The organism is Actinomadura spongiicola (assembly GCF_003432485.1).
Lineage (GTDB): Bacteria > Actinomycetota > Actinomycetes > Streptosporangiales > Streptosporangiaceae > Spirillospora > Spirillospora spongiicola.
The window spans coordinates 440,228-460,026 of record NZ_QVNQ01000006.1; the positions used below are offsets into that span (position 1 = coordinate 440,228).

The 19,799-nt window shown below is 71.0% G+C and carries 17 protein-coding genes; 14 read left to right on the forward strand and 3 right to left on the reverse strand.

Annotated features, from left to right (window positions below):
• The first annotated feature begins 36 nt into the window (after positions 1–36).
• From D0T12_RS21725 to D0T12_RS21765, 8 genes are all read left to right on the forward strand, one after another.
• A complete protein-coding gene (locus D0T12_RS21725) occupies positions 37–1,548 on the forward strand; it encodes a sulfatase family protein (RefSeq protein ID WP_158581579.1) in 1,512 nt (503 codons plus the stop codon).
• 135 nt (positions 1,549–1,683) lie between these two features.
• Positions 1,684–2,136, forward strand: a complete 453-nt coding sequence (locus tag D0T12_RS21730; RefSeq protein WP_117401477.1) for a DUF4240 domain-containing protein — start codon at positions 1,684–1,686, stop codon at positions 2,134–2,136.
• A gap of 27 nt (positions 2,137–2,163) precedes the next feature.
• Positions 2,164–2,445 (forward strand): MafI family immunity protein, encoded by a 282-nt coding sequence (locus D0T12_RS21735; protein WP_199487600.1) that lies wholly within the window; start codon positions 2,164–2,166, stop codon positions 2,443–2,445.
• Positions 2,446–2,508: 63 nt separating this feature from the next.
• The gene (locus tag D0T12_RS37435; protein WP_147339587.1) at positions 2,509–2,667 is read left to right on the forward strand and encodes a DUF4259 domain-containing protein; all 159 of its coding nucleotides are present in this window, start codon (positions 2,509–2,511) and stop codon (positions 2,665–2,667) included.
• 429 nt (positions 2,668–3,096) lie between these two features.
• Positions 3,097–5,100 (forward strand): hypothetical protein, encoded by a 2,004-nt coding sequence (locus D0T12_RS21750; protein WP_117401480.1) that lies wholly within the window; start codon positions 3,097–3,099, stop codon positions 5,098–5,100.
• 82 nt (positions 5,101–5,182) lie between these two features.
• Positions 5,183–8,200, forward strand: a complete 3,018-nt coding sequence (locus D0T12_RS21755; RefSeq protein ID WP_117401481.1) for an ATP-binding protein — start codon at positions 5,183–5,185, stop codon at positions 8,198–8,200.
• Positions 8,201–8,373: 173 nt separating this feature from the next.
• Positions 8,374–10,134, forward strand: a complete 1,761-nt coding sequence (locus D0T12_RS21760; RefSeq protein WP_147339588.1) for a hypothetical protein — start codon at positions 8,374–8,376, stop codon at positions 10,132–10,134.
• On the forward strand, positions 10,131–10,514 hold the full coding sequence (locus D0T12_RS21765; RefSeq protein ID WP_117401483.1) for a hypothetical protein: 384 nt from the start codon (positions 10,131–10,133) through the stop codon (positions 10,512–10,514). Before D0T12_RS21760 ends, D0T12_RS21765 begins: the two co-directional genes overlap by 4 nt.
• A 7-nt stretch (positions 10,515–10,521) precedes the next feature.
• Here D0T12_RS21765 and D0T12_RS21770 read toward each other — a convergent pair whose 3' ends face one another.
• Both D0T12_RS21770 and D0T12_RS37060 read right to left on the reverse strand, forming a co-directional pair.
• Positions 10,522–11,259, reverse strand: coding sequence for a hypothetical protein (locus D0T12_RS21770; protein WP_147339589.1), 738 nt, complete (start codon positions 11,257–11,259; stop codon positions 10,522–10,524).
• A 233-nt stretch (positions 11,260–11,492) separates the two neighbouring features.
• Positions 11,493–13,295, reverse strand: a complete 1,803-nt coding sequence (locus D0T12_RS37060) for a hypothetical protein (protein ID WP_158581580.1) — start codon at positions 13,293–13,295, stop codon at positions 11,493–11,495.
• A gap of 356 nt (positions 13,296–13,651) precedes the next feature.
• Here D0T12_RS37060 and D0T12_RS21780 point away from each other — a divergent pair, with 356 nt between their 5' ends.
• The 4 genes from D0T12_RS21780 to D0T12_RS21795 all read left to right on the forward strand — a co-directional run bounded on the left by D0T12_RS21780 (position 13,652) and on the right by D0T12_RS21795 (position 16,774).
• Positions 13,652–14,902 carry a Mur ligase family protein gene (locus D0T12_RS21780; RefSeq protein WP_117401485.1) on the forward strand — a complete coding sequence of 417 codons (1,251 nt, stop codon included), beginning with the start codon at positions 13,652–13,654 and terminating at the stop codon, positions 14,900–14,902.
• Complete coding sequence (locus D0T12_RS21785) at positions 14,892–15,602, forward strand: type 1 glutamine amidotransferase (protein WP_117401486.1); 711 nt, start codon at positions 14,892–14,894, stop codon at positions 15,600–15,602. Before D0T12_RS21780 ends, D0T12_RS21785 begins: the two co-directional genes overlap by 11 nt.
• 145 nt (positions 15,603–15,747) lie before the next feature.
• Complete coding sequence (locus D0T12_RS21790) at positions 15,748–16,242, forward strand: pyridoxamine 5'-phosphate oxidase family protein (RefSeq protein WP_117401487.1); 495 nt, start codon at positions 15,748–15,750, stop codon at positions 16,240–16,242.
• A gap of 184 nt (positions 16,243–16,426) precedes the next feature.
• A complete protein-coding gene (locus D0T12_RS21795; RefSeq protein ID WP_233526208.1) occupies positions 16,427–16,774 on the forward strand; it encodes a hypothetical protein in 348 nt (115 codons plus the stop codon).
• Positions 16,775–16,833: 59 nt separating this feature from the next.
• On the opposite strand, the gene D0T12_RS21800 is transcribed toward D0T12_RS21795, so the two are convergent.
• Positions 16,834–17,469, reverse strand: coding sequence for a PepSY domain-containing protein (locus D0T12_RS21800; protein ID WP_117401488.1), 636 nt, complete (start codon positions 17,467–17,469; stop codon positions 16,834–16,836).
• A 144-nt stretch (positions 17,470–17,613) separates the two neighbouring features.
• Here D0T12_RS21800 and D0T12_RS21805 point away from each other — a divergent pair, with 144 nt between their 5' ends.
• Both D0T12_RS21805 and D0T12_RS21810 read left to right on the forward strand, forming a co-directional pair.
• Complete coding sequence (locus tag D0T12_RS21805) at positions 17,614–18,339, forward strand: response regulator transcription factor (RefSeq protein ID WP_117401489.1); 726 nt, start codon at positions 17,614–17,616, stop codon at positions 18,337–18,339.
• A complete protein-coding gene (locus tag D0T12_RS21810) occupies positions 18,340–19,797 on the forward strand; it encodes a sensor histidine kinase (protein WP_199487601.1) in 1,458 nt (485 codons plus the stop codon).
• Positions 19,798–19,799: the final 2 nt, after the last annotated feature.

Consider the following 19,799-nt stretch of genomic DNA (forward strand, 5'->3'; position numbering starts at 1 on the left):
CGTACCACTCGCTCCACGTATCACCAAGGGGAATGGATGCTGGTCGCCAGGCCGCGACGACGATGGCACGGGGTGCGGGCGGCGCTGCTGGCGGGCGCGCTGGTGCTGGCCGGATGCGCGAGCCCCGCGGACCCCGGCGAAGGAAAGGGCGGACGGGTGTCGGCCAGCCCCGCGAAGCCGAAGCGACCCAACATCGTGTACATCCTCACCGACGACCTGTCGTGGGACCTGGTCAAGTACATGCCGAACGTCCAGCGGTTGCAGAAGCGCGGCATGACGTTCTCCAGCTACTTTGTCGCCGACACACTGTGCTGTCCGTCCCGCGCCACGATTCTGACCGGCAAGTACCCCCACAACACCGGCGTGCGCAGCAACGACCCGCCGATGGGCGGGTTCTCGGTGTTCCGCGACCGCGGCAACGAGCAGAACACGTTCGCCGTGTCGCTCCAGAAGGCCGGGTATCGGACGGCGCTCATGGGCAAGTACCTGAACGGCTACGAGACCACGAAGAGACAAGGCTCCTCCCGCACGCACGTGCCGCCCGGCTGGACGGAATGGCAGGTGACGGGCCTCGGATACGCGAACTACAACTACTACCTGAACGGCAACGGCACCCTCACCTACCACGGACGGTCGCCGCGCGACTATCTCACCACGGTCCTCGGCGGCAAGGGCGTCGACTTCATCAACCGGTCCGCCGACGCCAAGCAGCCGTTCATGCTGCACATGTCGACGTTCACCCCCCACGCCCCGGCGACGCCCGCGCCGCAGGACGCCGCCAAGTTCCGCAACCTCCGAGCGCCCCGCACCCCCGGCTTCAACGAGCCCGACATCTCCGACAAGCCCGCCTGGCTGCGCAAGTACCCGAGGATGAAGAGGCGCCAGCTCCTCACCATCGACAGGTCGTACCGCGAGCGGGTGCGGTCCGTCCAGTCGATCGACAGGTTGGTCGGCCAGTTGGAGGCCGCCGTCAACGCCAAGGGCCGGGGCGCCGACACCTACTTCGTCTTCAACTCCGACAACGGCTACCACCTGGGCCAACACCGGCTCGTCGAGGGCAAGCTGACCGCCTACGACACCGACATCCGCGTTCCCCTGATCGTCGCGGGCCCCGGCGTCCCGGCCGGGAAGACCGAGCGACGGTTCGCGCAGAACACCGACATCTGCCCGACGTTCGAGGAACTGGCGGGTCTCAAACCATCAGCCTCAGCGGACGGACGGTCACTGGTGCCGCTCCTGCACGGACGTCCCGTCCCCGACTGGCGGACGACCGCGTTCATCGAACACCTCGGCCCCAACTACCGCCACACCGACCCCGATCTGCCCCGAAAGTACGGCGGCAACCCGCCCACGTACTACGCGGTCCGCACGGCCAACGAACTCTACGTCGAATACGAGAACGGCGACCGCGAGTACTACGACCTGGCCCGGGACCCCTGGGAACTCGGAAACATGTGGACCCAGGCCCCCACCGCCCGAAAAGCGGAACTGAAGTCCCTGGTAGCCACCTACCGCACCTGCACCGGCCCCAACTGCCGCGACCTATGACCCCCGACCTCCCGTTAACCTCCGCGCCCATACTCCAACCCGCACCAACGCAGCCATTCCAAACCACGCTCGAACCCGACGACCCCGCCCCCAGCAAAGTCCTGTGGGTCAGACGTCAAGCGACCGGTGGTTCCTTTGCCTGAGTTCTGGAGTGTCATCGGGTCGAATTCGGTGCAAACCTCAGTGGACGTGCAAGCGGCTCTTGAGAGAGTATCCGCACGACTCAACGGGTTGCCCCCTGCCGAGCTGATCGACTTCGTCGAGCAGTTGCGCGCGGCGCTCTATGAGATCGACAGACGAGAACTAGCCGAGATCCCCGTGAAATTCAAGGGCCTGACGCTCCCGCAAACAGGTGACCACTTCCTGTACGCGCGTTGTGCATGTGTCCTGGCGGGCAGAGAAGCATATCATGCCTGCCTCGAAACAAGCTCGGAGTTTGCGCGTTTCGTCAGACCCTCCTCCCAGTCCGCCGAACTGCTTCTCTACATCGCCGAAGATGCCTATCGGAGAGAAACCGGCAAAGAAGTAAAAGCTTCCCAGGCCTTCTCGATTGAGTCCATGTCCAACCCGCGGGGTTGGACGGAATAGCAATGCGCTGAGCGAGGAGTCCGGGTCGTGGAGCGTTACCTGTATTTGCGGAAGATGATAACGGAGTTACTTGAAGAATCCCCGCTGACTAGAGGGGAGGTCATAGGGGACGTTCGCCACCTGATGAGAGTCGGCGAAGAGGAGTTGGCTTTCGACGCTATGTGCTCCTGGATCTACGAGGATTCTCACTCGATCACCTCGGCGTACTACGAGCGCCTTGTGGTGGCTGCTGAGGAAATGGACACACCCGAGTCGGTACAGAAACTAGTGAACTCATCGAAGACCGATAACCCCGCTCCGGGCCGATGACTCGCGGCCGGTGAAACCGGTCGAAAAGCTCGCGTGACTGGCTTAGTGGCCTTGGAGGTAGAGATGGGAACCTGGGGATCAGGCCCGCTCGACAGCGACACGGCCGAGGACTACCTCGATGAGCTTGAAGACCAGTCTGCATCGCATCGGCTGTCCGTCGTCAAGCGAGGATGCTTCGCTGGCGGTGCAGGCGCTCGATTATATCGTCGCGCCGGAATCTGACGTCAGACAACTATGGGCGCCGTCACCGAAGTACGAGGCTTGGGTAAGTGAGGTTAAGCGGATAAGAGCTGTCTTGTTGCGCGGTTCCGGAGCCCCTTGATCTGGCAAGGCCCTTGATGCACAGAGAGGACCGTGCCTTATTTGTGGTCGTCTCGGCCCTCGGGCGAGTCGCAGAGCCTCCGGTCGGCTCCTCAGCCCTGGGGGCTTGAGCGCTGCCGTGGAGGCTAGGGGTGGCCGGATGTGGTCAGGGTGGGTGGGGGTGGTTTGGGGAGTTGGGGGCGGGTTTTGGGGGTGTTCGGTTGAACGGGGGGCGGGGACGGGGCAAGCTCTTTACCCTGGGCTGTGTAGACCTAGGTAGAAATCGACCTGGCCACCCCGAGGCGTTCCCATCATTCCCGCGACTCTCAGGGGTCTCTCGACGTGACGGACATGGCGAGTGGGTCCGCGATGGCGCGGCTGACGCAGCCCGACCGCGTCTATGTGGGCTGGCGGTACGCGCAGGTGCACCCCGATCCGGGGCCGCCTCCGGGGCGTCCCGAGCAGCCCGAACGGGCGGCGGCGGCGCCGCCGGCCCGGCGGCCGCATGAGCATATGGCGGCGCTTCCGCTGCGGATCGTGTTCGGGGGGACGCTCGCCGGTGTCCTGCTTGTGTTCCTGTGCGGGTTGGTCGGGGTGATTCCGTGGGCGTTCGCGGGTGTGACGGTGGTGGCGTTCGGGGGTGTGCTGGGGATCACGGGTGGTGCGTTGTGGCGGGACGAGCGGGGTGTGCGGGCGCGGATCGCGCGGGAGCGGGAGGCGGAGGAGCGCGAGCGTGCGGAGCGGGAGCGGCGGCGGGACGCGGCCGAGAAGGCGTATGCGACGGCCAGGGCGGAGTGGGAGCGGCGCCGGTCGGCCTATGAGGGGCAGCGGGAGTGGTATCCGGTGGCGGTTCCGCCGGGCGTCGACCGGGTGGACGTCGTCGGCGGGACGCTCGCCGGGTGGTCCGCGGCCGTCACGACGATGGGCGCGGCCCGGCTGGCGGTGGGGGCGCGGCTCACCGTCATCGACCTGTCGGAGGGGGCGGTCGCGCATGACCTGTTGCGGCTCGCGGCGGACCGGGGCGACGACCCGCTCGTGTGGGTGCTGCCCGACGACCTGCCGCGCCTCGACGTCACCCGCGGTCTGAGCCAGGAGGCACTCGCGGACGTGCTGTCGCTGGTCGTCAGCGCGGGCGAGGCGGAAGGCGGGACAAGGGACCTGTCGTTCGACAACTCGATCCTGGAACGCATTATCGACGTTCTTGGTCCTGAGGCGACGATCCCGCGGATCACGGCGGCGCTGCGCGTCCTCGCCCAGGTCGGCGATCCGCGCGACGACCTGCGCAAGGGGCTGTTGACCGAGGAGCAGTTGGAGCGGATCGCGACGCTGTTCGGGCGGGACGCCACCGACCGGATCGTGGTGCGGCGGGCGTGGGCGCTGGAGGCGCAACTCCGGAAGCTGGAGAAGCTCGCGACCGAGCCGGTGCGGTTGCCGCCGTCCCGGTTGCACGTGGTGTCGATGGACCGGCGTGCCGGCGTCCTCACCAACCGGATCCTCGGGACGTACGTCACGACGGCGCTCACCCACCGGATCAGGGAGGCCCCGCCCGGTGGACGCTGGGACCACACGCTGTTCCTCTGCGGGGGGGAGAAGCTGCGCGGCGACGTCCTAGACCGTCTCATCGACGCCTGCGAGGCCACCGGGACCGGGCTCGTGCTGATGTACCGGTCGATCCCGGGGCATGTCCGGGAGCGGCTCGGGCGGCGCGGGCACGCCGCCGTCGGGTTCATGCGGCTCGGCAACCCGGACGACGCCCGTGTCGCCGCCGAGCACATCGGCGCCGGGCGGCCGCTCCTCATCGCCGAGATCACCGAGGCGGCGGGGGAGACGCTGCTCGACGTCGCGGGGGAGAGTTACGCCAGTACGGTCGCGTTCGCGCGGCCCCGCGGCGACGGGCTCACCGACCCGGTCTGGTCGCCGCTGCCCGCGCCCGCCGCGGACGACTCGGTGCTCGTCGAGGGCATCAGTTCCGCGACGGCGTGGGGCCGGACGGTCGAGGCCCGCGATGGCAAGCAGCGGTTCCGTGAGCTGAGGGTCGAGCCGCCGCAACTCCAGGAACTGCCGCCGACCGCGATGGTGTTCACGCATTCGGGGTCGACGGGCCGCCGCGTCCTGCTGGTCGACGCCAATCCCGGCATCATCACTCTGCCGACCGCGCATTCGATGGAGTTCGAGGAGTATCTGCGCGAGCAGGAGGCCCGCGACGCCGAGCCTCCACCGCCGGTCCCCGAGCCCGAGGAGCTCGTCCGGCCGTCGCGGGCCCGGCATGCGCTGCCGCGTGGCGCGGCGCGGCCGGTCCGGATCGTGCCGCCGCTCCGGCCGAACGGCAGGCACAAGGCCGATCCCGAAGGTTGATCATCCGGTTTCGTTGGCGTGGCGGCGGGCGGGCGGTAAGGATGCTGGGGTGACCACGCCGCCTGGTTCGCCGCCCCCCGGAATGCAGCCCTATCGAAGGGGAGCAGCGCCGCCGCCCGCGACGCGGGGAGAGGAGCCCCCGGGGCCCTGGTACCGGATCCAGGCGATTCCGGCGCCGCAGCGGGACGCGTCCGCCGAGTGGGACTTCGTCAGTGTGCTGCCCGCCGCGCTGTCGGCGGCGCGGCTCGGCAGGTCGTTCGTCGTCGGGTGGCTGTCGGCGGGCGGTGGAGCGCCGCTCGAACTGATCACCAACGCGGGTCCGATCGGCACGCCCGAGCCCGGCGGGGAAGCGCACGGGTTGCTGTTCCCGAGCGGCGGGCGCGGCGTGCCCGTGGGGGACGGGTGGTTGCGGCAGGCGGAGCGGATGGTGTGGACGCGCTGTCCCGGCCGCCTCGCCCCGCAGGTCGGACGTGCGGACGCCGGCCCCGGCCTGTTCGAGGCGACGCTCGTGACGCTGATGGAGCGGCCGTTCGGCTGGTTCGTCGTCGCCGACCCGTGCGACGAGCGGCTCATCGACACCGAGATGCGGGAACTGCACCACGAGCTGCGGATGCTGCGGCGCGGTGAGGACGAGCAGGCGCGGCTCGCGGTGGCGCGGGCGGACCAGCGGCTCGCGGAGCTGGACGCGTTCCGCGAGGCGGGGCTGTGGCAGGTCAGGGTCCTGGCGGGGGCGGCCACGGAGGCGGAACTGGGGCAGATCGCGCCGGTGCTGGTCGGGTCGATGGAACTCGGCCACCACCCGTACCGGCTGAGGTCCGGGTACGGCAGCGGCTCGTTCCGCGCGATGCTCCAGCGGGCGCCGACCGAAGGGCCCGCAACGGTGCGTTCGGTCGCGGAGCCGGAGCAGCGGTTCCCGTTCGTCGCGACGGCGGGCGCGCTGGCGGCGTTGGCGGGACTGCCGCGCCGCGAGGTCCCGGGCCTGCGGGTGCTGGACGCCGGGTACTTCGACGTCACGTCCGAGACGGACGGGGACGCGGAGGAGGCACGGATCGAGCTGGGCGCCATCCTCGACGGCCAGGACCGGCAGGTCGGACGGTTGACCGTCCCGCGTTCGACCATCAACCGGCACGTGTTCGTGACGGGAGCGACGGGCGCGGGCAAGTCGCAGACCGTCCGGCATCTGCTGGAGCAGTTGACGCGGGCGGGCATCCCGTGGCTGGCGATCGAACCGGCGAAGTCGGAGTACGCGGCGATGGCGGGACGCATCGCCGACCTCGGCGGCCCGGTCACGGTCGTGAACCCGTCCGACCCGGGTTCGGTGCCACTGTCGGTGAACCCGCTCGCGCCCGAACCCGGCTACCCGGTGCAGGCGCACATCGACATGGTGCGGGCCCTGTTCCAGGCAGCGTTCGACGCCGAGGAGCCGTTCCCGCAGATCATGGCGCAGGCGTTGCAGCGCGTCTACGAGAACAACGGGTGGGACGTCGTGACGGGCGCGGGCGTACCCGGCTCGCTCATCGAACCGGCCGTACCGACGCTGGAACAGTTGCAGAACGCCGCGCTCCAGGTCATCTCCGACGTCGGTTACGGCCGGGAACTGATGGCGGACGTGCAGGGTTTCGTGGACGTCCGGCTCCGTTCGCTGCGCATCGGCTCGGCCGGACGGTTCTTCGAGGGCGGTCACCCGGCCGACATCGGCGGGATGCTCCGCGACAACATCGTCCTCGCCATCGAGGACGTCGCGAACGACGAGGACAAGGCGTTCCTCATGGGGACGCTCATCATCCGCATCGTCGAGCACCTGCGGATGCGGGAACGCGGCCGCGACGGCTCAGACCCCTCGTGGGATCCGCGGCGCCGGACGGGCGGCCCCGCCCTCCGGCACGTCATCGTCATCGAGGAGGCGCACCGGCTCCTCCGCAACCGCGGCCCCGAACGCACCAGCTCGCACGCCGTCGAACTGTTCGCCGGGATGCTCGCCGAGATCCGCGCGTACGGGGAGGGCATCATCGTCGCGGAGCAGATCCCGACGAAGCTCGTCCCGGACGTCATCAAGAACACGGCGTTGAAGGTCGTGCACCGGCTGCCCGCGTTCGACGACCGGCACCAGGTCGGCGCGGCGATGAACCTGGACGACGACCAGTCCCGCGAGGTGGTGTCGCTGCGTCCGGGTGTCGCGGCCGTGTTCGCCGACGGGATGGACCGTCCGCTGCGGGTCCGGGTCCCGCTCGGGGAGGGCCGCGAGGGGGAGCGGCCGGGCCCGCCGCCGCCCGTGGACGGCCGCCGCTCCGCCGCCTGCGGCTGCGAATGCCGCTCCGGACGGGCCTGCACCCTGTACGAGCTGCGCGAGGCCGACCTGGTCGCCGGGCATCCCGACTGGGCGTGGCTGCGGTTGTGGGCGGAGACGCTCGTCCTCGCGCATGTCGTGAACCGTCCGATGCCCGCCGTGCCGCCGGAGCTCGCACGCGCCTGGTCCCGGCTGACCCCGCGGCTGCGGGAGTGCGCGCTCGCGACCGTGCTGGAGCGCGCGGTGACGCGGCGGTCCCGGGCGCTGCGGACCGCGTATCCGCCGGCCGAGCTGACCGCCGCCGTCGCCGAGGTCGCCGGGCGGCTCCTCACGGGCGGCGCACCCGGCACGGCGCCCGGCCCGGACTGGGTCATCCCGCAGGTCAGATGGCTGCACGAACTGGACCGGCTGTTCCCCTTCGGCGGCGGCGCCCCCGACAAGCACGCGCCCGCCCCACCGCTGGACTACCCGCTTCCCGGCCTGAAGCAGCCACCGGACCCGAAGCTCGGCCACCGCCTGCGCGCCCTGCGCCGCCACCCGCTGTCGATGGAACTCGAACGCAACCGGCCCGTCGCCCTCACCGCCCTCTACGGTGACGACGACCATGCCGGTTTCCACGAGGACCTGTCCGTCGTCGCGATCGGCTTCGAGGAGGACGAGCAGATCGGTCACGTCGCCGCGACGATGGGCGTCGTCGAATGGCTGGACCCGGTCCTGAGCTGGTTCGAACGCTTCGTCGCGCCGTTCGAGGACCCCTCCGCAGGTCTACCCTTCCTCGGCCGCGTCCCGGGGACGGAAACCGACGCTGAGTAACGAACGATTCGTTTATTACTCACCGTCTGTCGGGCGTTGGCGCTAAATTCTGTCACGGACGTACTCCGCACCGAACCTGTGGAGGGTCGAACCCCTTGGACGTGCAGACGGACAGCCCCCCGAGCGCCACCTTCTTCCGTCACGGGCCGGGCCGGGAACCTTCCACCGGCCCGATGCAGAGCCTCACTCGCTACATGGCCGCCGCGACGTACCTGGACAAGGGTCTGTGCGACACAGTCATCAGGGAGTACGTGTACGACTGGCATCGCGCGATCGTCCCGTCCCACGGCTACGACCTCGAACCGGTCATCAGGCACGCCCGTCGGGCCCGCAGGATGCGGATCGTCCGCGACCTCCTCATCGGCGTGCTCTGGTTGTCCCTGCTGGTCCTCCTGCCCGACCTGATGGTCTCCTTCGCGTTCGCGCTGGGCTACTGGGCGCTGCTGGTCCGCCTCTGGCGCCGTTTGTCCTGGCCGGGACGGTTCTTGCTCCTGCTCGCACCGACCTTCCTGACGGTGAGCGCGGCGGTCTTGGCCGCGGGCCTCCGGGAGGCGGCGGTCAACGCGGGCGTACCGCCGGTGGAATTCGTGCTGGCCGCCGCCTTCACCGTTCTGGTCGTCGCGGCGACGCTGTTCGGGTTGTTCTCCATCGTGGTCGTCGGCCATCTGGCGCTGGTCCTGCGGCGGCTCGCCCGGGATCTCGCACCCGGGGCGGACGGCCCGGGGCCGGGCGGCGGCGGCACCCGGTTCGAGAACGCGCTGGCGCGCGTCCGGGCGTCCCAGAACGGCAACGTGACCCTGTGCGAGGGCGACAACCCGTTCCTCGGCGCGGGTGACCCACGCGGGAAGGAGGCGAAGGTGTGGTCGGTCATCGTCGAACTGGACCGGAAGACGCCGAACCTTCTCGGCAAGCCGTCATCGCCGGACCCGCTGTCGCTCGACAAGGACGCCGTACCCGCGACAGTCGACCCCGTGGTGATGCACGACCGCATCCGCGCGAAGCTCCTCCAGATGCGGGACGACTCGACGCCCGGCGGTGACGGGGAACGTCCGCTGCCGACGAACGAGCGCATCCACGGGCTCGTCACCGGCTGGCAGGTCGTGGCGCGCGGCCGGTGCGTTCAGCGTCCACGTCCGGTGGACGCCTTCACGCAGGACGGATACGAGGGTCATCCGCTCATCGACCCGGCCGGGCCGCTCCCGTTCTCGGTGGCGTCGCAGGAGACCGTGGAGGCGGCCGTCCGGCACCCGCAGAGCGGTATCCGCTGTTTCCAGCGCGTCTCGGTCGGCGCTCAGGGGCAGTCGATCCGGACCCCGGACGGCCGTGTCGTGGCCCCCGCGGAGGAGCAGGACACGGCGATGTCGGCGTTCGTCCACCTCGCCGTCGAAGGCCGGATGCTGTACGCGCAGTTCGTCGTGACCGTGCTGCCGCCCGTCCACGCCGGGTTCAAGATCGTGGACGAGTTGCCCGTCTGGGGCGCTGGAAGACTGGTGTGGAACGCGTTCCGCCTGACCTTCCCCCGGGTGCTGTTCACCGCGCCGCTGCTCGCCCCCTTCCGGCTCGTGTCGGCGCTGTGGCGGATCATGCGGGAGGCGTCGGCGGCGGACGCGCCCGGCGACCCGAGGGCGAACCTCGTCCACGACTACGGCGCCAGGATCAGCGTCCGCGAACTGGTGGCGGACGCCGACACCCAGGACCTGTTCCAGGAACTCGACGTCGACAAGTACACGCGGCTCATCGAACGTCGTGTCAACGAGGCGCTCCTCGACTACCTCGGCGACGAGTGCGGCATCGACGTGTCCGCGTACCGGACGCAGGCGAGCGTCATCATGAACCAGGGGGTCATCATGACCGGCGGCTCCGTGACCGGCCAGATCGCCGCCGGTGAGCGCGTCCAGCAACGGCAGGGCGGCACCGACCGCATCAACCCGTGACCGAACCGGAGGACGGCATGACGAAGCACGGTGACCGGGGCATCAGCATCGGCGGCAACGCCCACGTGTCCGGGATGGTCGCCACCGGCGACAACGTCACCCAGAACCAGCAGGTCAGCGTCGCCTCGTCGGGGGATGCCGCGGCGGTGCTCGAACGGATCGAGCGGATCGAACGGCTGCTGGACCAGTACGCCGCGGAGGTCCCCGAACTCGACAGGGCCCGCAGGGACCTCGCCGACGTGCGTGAGGAGGCCGAGTCGGACGACGCGGACCCCGAGCGGGTGGAGGGAGCCCTGGAGCGGCTCGGGCGACGCGTGGGCGGAGTGGCGGTGCTGGCCGAGGCGGTCGGGCAGCTCGGCGCCGCCATGGGCGTCGGCTGACGCCGTCTCAGATGTCGTCGGCGGTGCGCTCGACGAGACCGGCCTGCCGTGCGATCGGCGACCAGTAGCCGATGAACTCGTTCTTGGCGTCGCTGGCCCGCTGGTTGACGCCGATGACCTCGCTCTCGGGCGGGCAGCCGGGCGCGACGTCGAGATAGCGCTGGTTCGACTCGGCGGACGCCTCCAGCGCCCGGATCAGCGCCTCCTGCATCTGGGTGCCGCCGGTGAGCGCGTCCACCTTCAGGGCGCGGGCCTTCTCCAACTGCGACGTGCGGGCGTCCAGGACGCGTTGCAGGCCGCTGCGCTCGCAACCGCCGACGACCACCGTGCCGAGGTCGGACCGGGTCGTCGCCATGTCGGCCAGCAGCACGTCGACCGCCCTGGCCTGCGCGTCGGCCGCCTGCGTGTCGGCGGGCTCGCTCTCGGGGACCACGTTCGGGGACTGCCGCGTCGACGCCCCGCCGCCGCCTCCGGATCCGGCGGACGGATCCGACCCGCTCGGCCAGAACACGATGCCGAGGGCCACCACGACGAGCAGGACGACGCCCGCCACGAGGAGGTACGGGGCCTTGCTCCGCTTCGGCGGCGCGGGCGGCCGCCAGATCGCGGGCTCGGCCCACGGCTCGGGCGACAGCCGGGTCGACGTCTCCTCGGACGGCGGCATCGGGTTCGTGTAGTCGGGCGGCGGCGCCGGGATCGTGAACTCGGGCGGCGGCGCAGGAGCCGTGGACCCGGGCGGCGGCATGGGAGGCGGATACACGGACGACGGGTCGGGCGCCGTCGCGTCACCGCCGGGCGGGACGTTGAGGGGCGCGTTGCAACGCGTACACCGGGGCAGCGCCGACGTGGTGTCGCTTCCGCAGCCCGGACACCGCATGTGGCCCCCTACCCGGTGAGATTCGACCGTGACCAAGATAATGCGCCGTCACGGGACGACGACCATCCGTGCCTAGGTCGAAACCGGGTCGTGACCGGCCGTCACACCCTCCGCCAGCTCCGCTTCGGCTGCCCGGTCTCCTCGGCGACCGGATTCCACAGGACGACGAACCGCTTCTTCGCCGCCGTCGCCCGCCGCTCGATCGCGGCGCGTCCGGGAACCTGCGCCGCGCTCGGACGCGGCTTGCCGCGGCAGTCCCGCTGGTTCTGCTGCGCCCACTGCAACAGAACCTGGTCGACCTGCAACGACGCCGTCAGCGCTTCGGCCAGCGACGTGCGGAGACGCTCACCTTTCGTCAGCTCGGTCACCTGGAGCCTCCGGGTGCGGGCCAGTTGGTTCTGGCGCTGTTGCGCGACCGTCTGGAACCCCTGGATGGCCTGCGGCAGCGTCTTGCACTTCCCGGCCCGGCTGATCGCGGCCGCGAGGATGCGGCGGGTGCCGACGCTGTCGTCCAGCACCGCGTTCAGCGCCGTGGCCTGCTCCTTCGTCCCCGGGGAGAGCGACTTCTCCTGCGCCACCGGCTGCTGGCCGGCGGGCGTCTCCCGGGGAGCGGGCTTCTTGGACGGCTCGTCGCCGTTCGGCCACACGACGAACACGACGGCCCCGACCGCGACCGTGACCAGCGCGGCGGCGGCGGCGATGAGCGGCTTGCTCGGCCCGCCTCCGCTCTTGCCCGGCGGATACCCGCCGGGACCCGGGTCGCCCGGCCCGACCTGGCCCATCGGCACCGGAGCGAACGCGCCGGGCCCGCCCGGCCCCTGGACCATCGGTGCGTGGCCCATCGGCGCCGGAACCATTCCCATCTGGGGCTGGCCCTGCTGGACCTGACCCATCCGGCCGGGGCCGAGTTGAGGTTGGCCGAACTGGCCGGGCCCCGCGGGCTCCAGGCCCGTCGGTGTCTGGCTCATGGGAGGAGGGGCGCCCATCGGGGACCCGGAGTCCATTCGCGTCCGTTCGAGGTCGCCGCCGAAGCCCATCGGCCCGGACGCGATCTGCGTCGCGTCGGGGTCCGGCGCGTCGACGTCCTGCGCGTCGGGCTTGCGGGGTTTCGCGAACCACGAGTCCGGGACGATCGACTCCGTGGGCTCGGGCGCCGGCTCCAGCCCGAACCCGGCCGGCGCGGCGTTGGCCGGTTCGGCCGCGGGCAGCGCGGGCTGCGCGCCGGACCACACGGACGGCCCCGGGATCGCGTTCGGCGCGCTGAAGCCCCCGGAGGCGTCGTCCTCGTCGGGGACGAACGTCCACGCCGCGGTGTCCTCAAGGTCGTCGGCCGGTGGCACCGACGACGGCGCGGCCGGAGGCACCGCCGGGGTCGGCTCCACGGAGAGCCGGAGCGGGGGCTGCGCCGCGGCGGGCGGCTCCGGTGACGTCTGCTGCGTCGCCTGATGCTGCGCGGCGTCGTGCTGCACCGTCGGGTGTTGTCCTGTGTCGTGCTGGACCGCCGGGTGTTGTCCTGTGTCGTGCTGGACCGCCGGGTGTTGTCCGGTGCTGTGCTGGACCGCCGGGTGTTGACCTGTGTTGTGCCGCACCGCCGGGTGCTGCCCCGTGTCGGGCGGTGCCCCTGGAATCGCCGAGATCGGCGGGATCGGCGTGGTCGGAGGCGTCGGAGTGCTCACCGAAGGCGGCATGGTGAAGTCCGGGGTCACCGGCGGCGGGGAGTCCGGGGCCCAGGACGACGCGGGCGGCGACGTCCACGCCGTCCGGTCGCCGAGCGTGTCGGCGGGGCCGGTGGCGGGCGGCGCCGACAGGAGGGGCCCGGCCGAGTACACGTCGATCGGCGCCTCACAGTGTGAACACTTGCCGAGCGTCCCTGGCGTGTCGTTACCGCACGTCGGACACTGCATAGCTCAGACCTCGCCTAATAGCCGCTTCGCCCACGCCTGCGTTTCAGGCCCGCCGTCGCGGCGGGCATCACGTCCCCGTGAACCAGCGCGGGGCTCCCGACAAAAGTAGTGGGTGACGCCGTTCTCGGACGCGTGGATGGGAATCTGACACACCGCAGTCGGAGGCCGCACCAAATCACGACATCTCAGTACAGGTCAAGATCGCGCTGAAGGTTTACCTGGTCACTCTGTGATGATGATCACAATCTCGACCTGTTCGTCCGAGATGTCCGGAAGCCAGGTGTTGAGCCCTGCGCGGTGCGCGTAGCGGCTAGGCTCGGAGCGGTTTTCCAGCGCATCCAGAGAAGACGGAGTCGATGAGCGATCTTCCGCTGCGTTCGCAGCTGGCCGTCGCGCTTGGTCGTACGGCCGCCAAGATGTCCCGCATGGCGGGCCGCGGGGACGGCTCGGTGATCGGCGGACGGGTGGGCCTCCGCCTCGACCCGGAGCTGCTGACCAGGCTGGCCAAGGACCGCAAGCTCGTCCTCGTCAGCGCCACCAACGGCAAGACGACGACGACCCGGCTGATCACCTCGGCGATGACACCGCTGGGGGAGGTCGCCACCAACGCGTTCGGCGCGAACATGCCGACGGGTCATGTGTCGGCGCTCGCCGCCGCGCCCACGGCCCGGTACGGCGTCCTGGAGTGTGACGAGAAATACGTCCCGATGGTCCTGCGGGAGACCGGGGCCAACATCGTCGCGCTGATGAACCTCAGCCGCGACCAGATGGACCGCGCCGCCGAGATCTGGCTGCTGGCCGGGAAGTGGCGCCGCGCCCTGGAGGCGGCCCCGCAGAGCCATGTCATCGCCAACTGCGACGACCCGCTCGTCACCTGGGGGGCGTCCACCGCGAAGAGTGTCACGTGGGTCGCGGCGGGCCAGCACTGGCGCGAGGACTCCTGGTGCTGTCCCGAATGCGGCGGCCCCCTCGACCGGCAGGACACCGACGAGGACAGCGACTGGCGCTGCCGCCAGTGCCACTTCGCCCGGCCACGCCCCGACTGGACGCTGAAGGGCGACCTCGTCACCGCGCCGGACGGCCGGACGTTCGGGCTCACCGAACTGTCCCTGCCCGGCCGCGCGAACCGTTCCAACGCGCTGATCGCGCTCGCCGTCGTCGCCCAGTTCGGCGTCCCGCCGGAGCAGGCGCTTCCGCTGCTGTCGCAGGTCACGTCCGTCGCCGGTCGTTACACCACGGTCGAGCACGAGGGCCGCAGCATCCGCCTGCTGCTGTCGAAGAACCCGGCGGGCTGGCTGGAGGCGTTCGACGTCCTGCAACCCGCGCCGGGGCCGGTGGCGTTGTCGATCAACGCGCAGGGCCCGGACGGACGCGACACGTCCTGGCTCTGGGACGTCGACTACCGCATCCTGCGCGGCCGTCCCGTCTGGGTCACCGGTGAGCGCCGGATCGACCTCGCCGCCCGCCTGGAGGCCGCCGACGTCACGTTCACCGTGGTGGACGACATCGACCAGGCGGTCATGGCCGTTCCCCCGGGCCATCTCGACGTGATCGCCAACTACACCGCCTTCCAGTCCATCCGAACGAGGTACGGCCGTGTCGTCTGACCACATCAAGATCGTCTGGATCTACCCGGACCTGCTCAGCACCTACGGCGACCAGGGCAACACGATCGTCCTGGAGCGTCGCGCGGCGCTGCGTCGCATCCCGACGCGGACGGTCGCCCTCCGCTCGGACGAGCCCGTCCCCGCCGACGGCGACATCTACCTGCTCGGCGGCGGCGAGGACCGTCCGCAGATCCTCGCGGCGCAGCGCCTGCGAGGCGACGGCGGGCTCGCCCGAGCCGTCCAGTCCGGCGCCGTGGTGTTCGCGGTCTGCGCGGGATACCAGCTTCTCGGTCACGAGTTCGGTGGCGAGGAGGGGCAGCCCGTCCCGGGACTCGGCCTGCTCGACATCCGCTCCACCCGGGGCGAGCGGCGCGCGGTCGGTGAGATCGTCGGCGATGTCGCGGCCGAGTTGAACGTGCCCCGCATCACCGGGTTCGAGAACCACCAGGGCGTCACGCACCTCGGCCAGCACGCCCGCCCGCTGGCGAAGGTCACGCACGGCATCGGCAACGGCGACGGCTTCGAGGGCGCCTACAGCGGCCGTGTTCTCGGCACCTACATGCACGGTCCGGCCCTCGTCCGCAACCCCGGTCTCGCCGACCTGCTCCTGCGCTGGGCGGTCGGGCACGACCTTCCGCCGCTGGACGACTCCTGGGCGGGCCGCCTCCGCGAGGAACGCCTCAAGGCCGTAGCGGGCTGACCCGCCCGACACGCCGCCCAGGCGGCGACCACGGTCGGCGTGGCCGAAAAGCCACGCCGACCGTCCTTTCGTCGCCATTCTGTGAATCGGCGATGAGTCGGAGCGCCCTGCCGAGTCAACCTTCCCGTCACGGAAGGAGACGCTCATGGATTACCCGCAGGGCGATGTACGCCTGCTCCAGACCGATATCGCGCGACGTCTGCTGAACTCGACCATCCCGGCCCGGGTCGCCTACACCGCGACCGACGGGACGCCCCGCGTGATGTCGTCCTGGTTCGTCTGGACGGGCGACGAGCTGGTGATGGCGACCTACCTGTACTGCCCGCCGATCGGAGTGCTGCGTCCGGCGTATCGCGTGAAGGCTTTGCGCGAACGTCCCGATGTGGCGATCACGATCGACACCGAGCCGCAGCCGCCGGAGGTGCTTCTGCTGCGCGGCCGTGTCTCGATCACCGAGGTGAAGGGAATGGTCCCCGAGCAGGCGGAGGCGGCCCGCCGCTTTCTCGGCGAGGAGGGCGGCGCGGGCTATGTGGCCGCGGCCGACCACCCGGAGACGCTCATGGCCCGCATGGCGCTGCGCCCCACGTGGGTCGGTGTCCTGGACTTCCAGACCCGGCTGCCCGACCTCATCACCACCTGACGCCCGCCCCGGACCGCCATTATGAGGCTTTTGTTCAATCTGTCCGAAAGGTAGGTAATCTCATCTAAATAGCGAAGTGAACCATTCTGAAGGTGTGTTCAGGGTGCTTCAGTTCGGGCTCAGAAACGTTCGTCAGTGTGAACTCCATCGAAGCGTTCAGCGCACCGATCGGAGGAGAAGGCCGATGACGTTTCTCCTGGACGTCTCACGCGGGCGGACCGACGCCGAGGAGGGCCCCACCGGCCCTGAACTCCGCGAGATCCGCGGTCCGCGGGTGCACCCACAAAGCTCGCCCCTACGTGCGGGCGGCGTTCAGACGGCCACGGAGAAGTGGCGCTTTCACTGCCTGCGCTGCCTGCACGTGTGGGAGGAACTGTACGAGGCGCGGTACTGCGGTGACGCGGTCGCCTGGCGGTTGAGCGGGGTGGCCGCCCAGCCGCCCTGGGTCGATCGGGCGTGCCGGGGGTGCGACGGACTGTGGGTGAAGGCGCTCCCGGACGGCCTGGTGGCGCGACGCGTCACGGCGAAATGACCTGCGCGGCCTGCCCGGACGAACCGTCGGCGGCGAAACCGCTCCGGCTCCCGAAGAGATCAGCCGTCGTCCTGTCCGGCGGCGCCCGGGGTGACCTCGCCCGTCGCGGCGTTCACCCGCAGCGTGTGCTGCCCACCGTCATCGGCGGTGATGTCGACTTCCCAGACCGATCCCGTCCGCCGGTACTCGAAGTCGATCGAGGTCGCGGTGCCGGACACGGTCGCCACGGCCGCCCGTGCCGCCCGGGAGGCGGTGATCTTCGCCGAGCGCAGGGCCGTGACCGGGTCCGTGTGTTCGGTGGCGCCGTCGTCGGGCCTGGAGTCGTCGCAGCCGTCCGCGTCCTCGCCCTCCTCGGGCGGGTCGACCTGATCGGCCAGCACGCGGCCGTCATGGGCGTCGATGTGCATCTCCCGCGCGGTGCCGTCGCCCGCCAGGACGTCCGCCTCCCAGATCAGGGTCCGGCCGTTGAAATCGATCTCCAGGCCCTCGATGTGGCCACCGGGCGCCGCCGCCAGCGCGACACCGGCGGCCCGCTCGACGTTCAGACGCGCGGCGACGGGTGAGACGCGCTCGTCGTCCCCGGCGGCGATCGCGGTGGCGGCGGCCCCCGCCGGTGCCGCCACCGCGCCCGCCGCGATCGCGGTCAGGAGCAGTCGCCGGCGGGCCGTCAGCGCGTTCTTCGCGGCGAACCTCATGCCTTCCCTCCCGCTCGAAGTCCGCGATCCCGAAGGGGCGGGACGTGAGGGTGCCCGGCAGCCCCGGGCCGCCGATCACATCTCGACTACACTATGTTATCGAAGCGCCACCGAGTGCAATGGGCGACGAAAAGGGCTGGGCTGATGCGCCTGTTGATCGTCGAGGACGAGAAGCGGCTGGCCAGGTCACTGGCACAGGGCCTGGCCGCCGAGGGCTTCGCGGTCGACCTGGCGGACGACGGCGAGTCCGGCCTGAACCGGGCGCTGGAGAACGACTACGACCTGATCCTGCTCGACATCATGCTGCCCGGCATGAACGGCTACCGGGTCTGCTCGGCCCTGCGCGGGGCGGGCGACGACACCCCGATCCTGATGCTCACCGCCAAGGACGGCGAGTACGACCAGGTCGAGGGGCTCGACACCGGCGCCGACGACTACCTCACCAAGCCGTTCTCCTACGTGGTGCTGCTCGCCCACATCCGGGCCCTGCTGCGGCGCCGCACCCGGGGCGCGTCCCCCCTCATCGAACTCGGCGACATGTCCATCGACCCCGCCGCCAGGCGCGTGCTGCGCGCGGGCGTGCCGGTGGAACTGACGGCCAGGGAGTTCTCCGTCCTGGAGTATCTGGCGACCAACGCGGGCCAGGTGGTGTCGAAGACGCAGATCCTCGCGCACGTCTGGGACGGCGCCTTCGAGGGCGACCCCAACATCGTCGAGGTCTACGTGAGCGCACTGCGCCGCAAGCTGGACGCCCCCTTCGGCCGCAGATCGATCACCACGGTGCGCGGCGCCGGGTACCGGCTGGCCATCGACGGCGGCGCCGTCCACCCCGGCGGCGCCCTCCACCCCGACGGGGGCGGGGGCGCCTAGATGTCCCGCCTGCTCGACCCGTTGGGCTCGGTGCGCGCCCGCACCACGATGGGCGCGACCGTCGTGGTCGCCGCCGCGCTGGTCGTCATGGCGCTGGCCGTGTTGTCCCTGCTCCGGGCGAACCTCGCCGGGCACGCCGACCTCCAGGCCGAGATGACCGCCCGGGGGATCGCCGCCGAGCTCGCCACCGGCACCCCGTACGAGCGGCTGGACCTGGACGACGCCGAGGAGCGCCCGGTCCAGATCGTGAACTCGTCCGGCCGGGTCCTCGCCGTGAGCGAGGACCTCCAGGCCATCAGCGGCACCGGCCATCCCGCGACCACCCCCGGGCCGGGGACCGCCGCCCTGGTGTCGGCGGACGGCGACACCCCGGACGAGGAGGACCCCCGTCCCGGCCAGGTCTCCGACGAAATCCTCCACACCGCGGGCCGCGTCACCGTGAACGGCCGCACCGCCGATCACCGGTTCGCGGCGGTGGAGGCCACCACGCCCGCGGGCCAGACCGTCACCGTGTACGCGGGCGCGAGCCTGGCCACCACACGCGACGCGGTGGCCGCGGTGGGCCGGGGCATGCTGGCGGGCCTTCCGCTGCTGGTGGCCGTCGCGGCGGCGCTGACCTGGCTGGTCACCCGGCGCGCGCTGCGTCCGGTGGCGGCGATCCGCGGTGAACTGGCGGAGATCACCTCATCGGGCGACCTGGCCCGCCGCGTCCCCGTGTCCAGGTCGCGGGACGAGGTGGCCGAGCTGGCGCACACGACGAACCAGACCCTGGCCGCGCTGGAACGCTCGGTGGCGCGGCAGCGCGCCTTCGTCGCCGACGCCGCGCACGAGCTGCGCACCCCGGTCGCCTCCCTGCGCACCCAGCTTGAGGTGGGGGCGGCGCACCCCCATCTGCTGGACGTGGCCGAACTGACCGAGGACGTCGTCCGGCTCCAGCACTTGGCCGCCGACCTGCTGCTCCTCGCCCGCCTGGACGCCGGTGACCGTCCCGCGTCGCCCGAACCGGTGGACGTGGCCGAGCTGTTGCGCGACGAACTGAGGCGCCGTCCCGCGGGCGCCCGCGCCCTCACCATCGAGGCCGACGTGTCGGACGCCCCCCGGGTGCTGGGCAGCCGAGTGCGGCTCGAACGCGTCCTGTCCAACCTGCTCGACAACGCCGAACGGCACGCCGCCTCCAGAATCCGCGTCAACCTGGGCGCAGGGGACGGCGCGACGGTGCTGCGGGTCGCCGACGACGGCGTCGGAGTGTCACCGGCCGACCGTGAGCGGATCTTCGAGCGGTTCGTCCGGCTCGACGAGGCGCGCAGCCGCGACGACGGCGGCGCCGGGCTCGGCCTGGCCATCACCCGAGACCTGGTCCGCGCGCACGGCGGGGACATCACGGTCGGCGACGCGCCCGAAGGCGGAGCGCTGTTCGAGATCCGCTTCCCCTCCTGCACGGCGCCGCCGAGCGGCTAGTC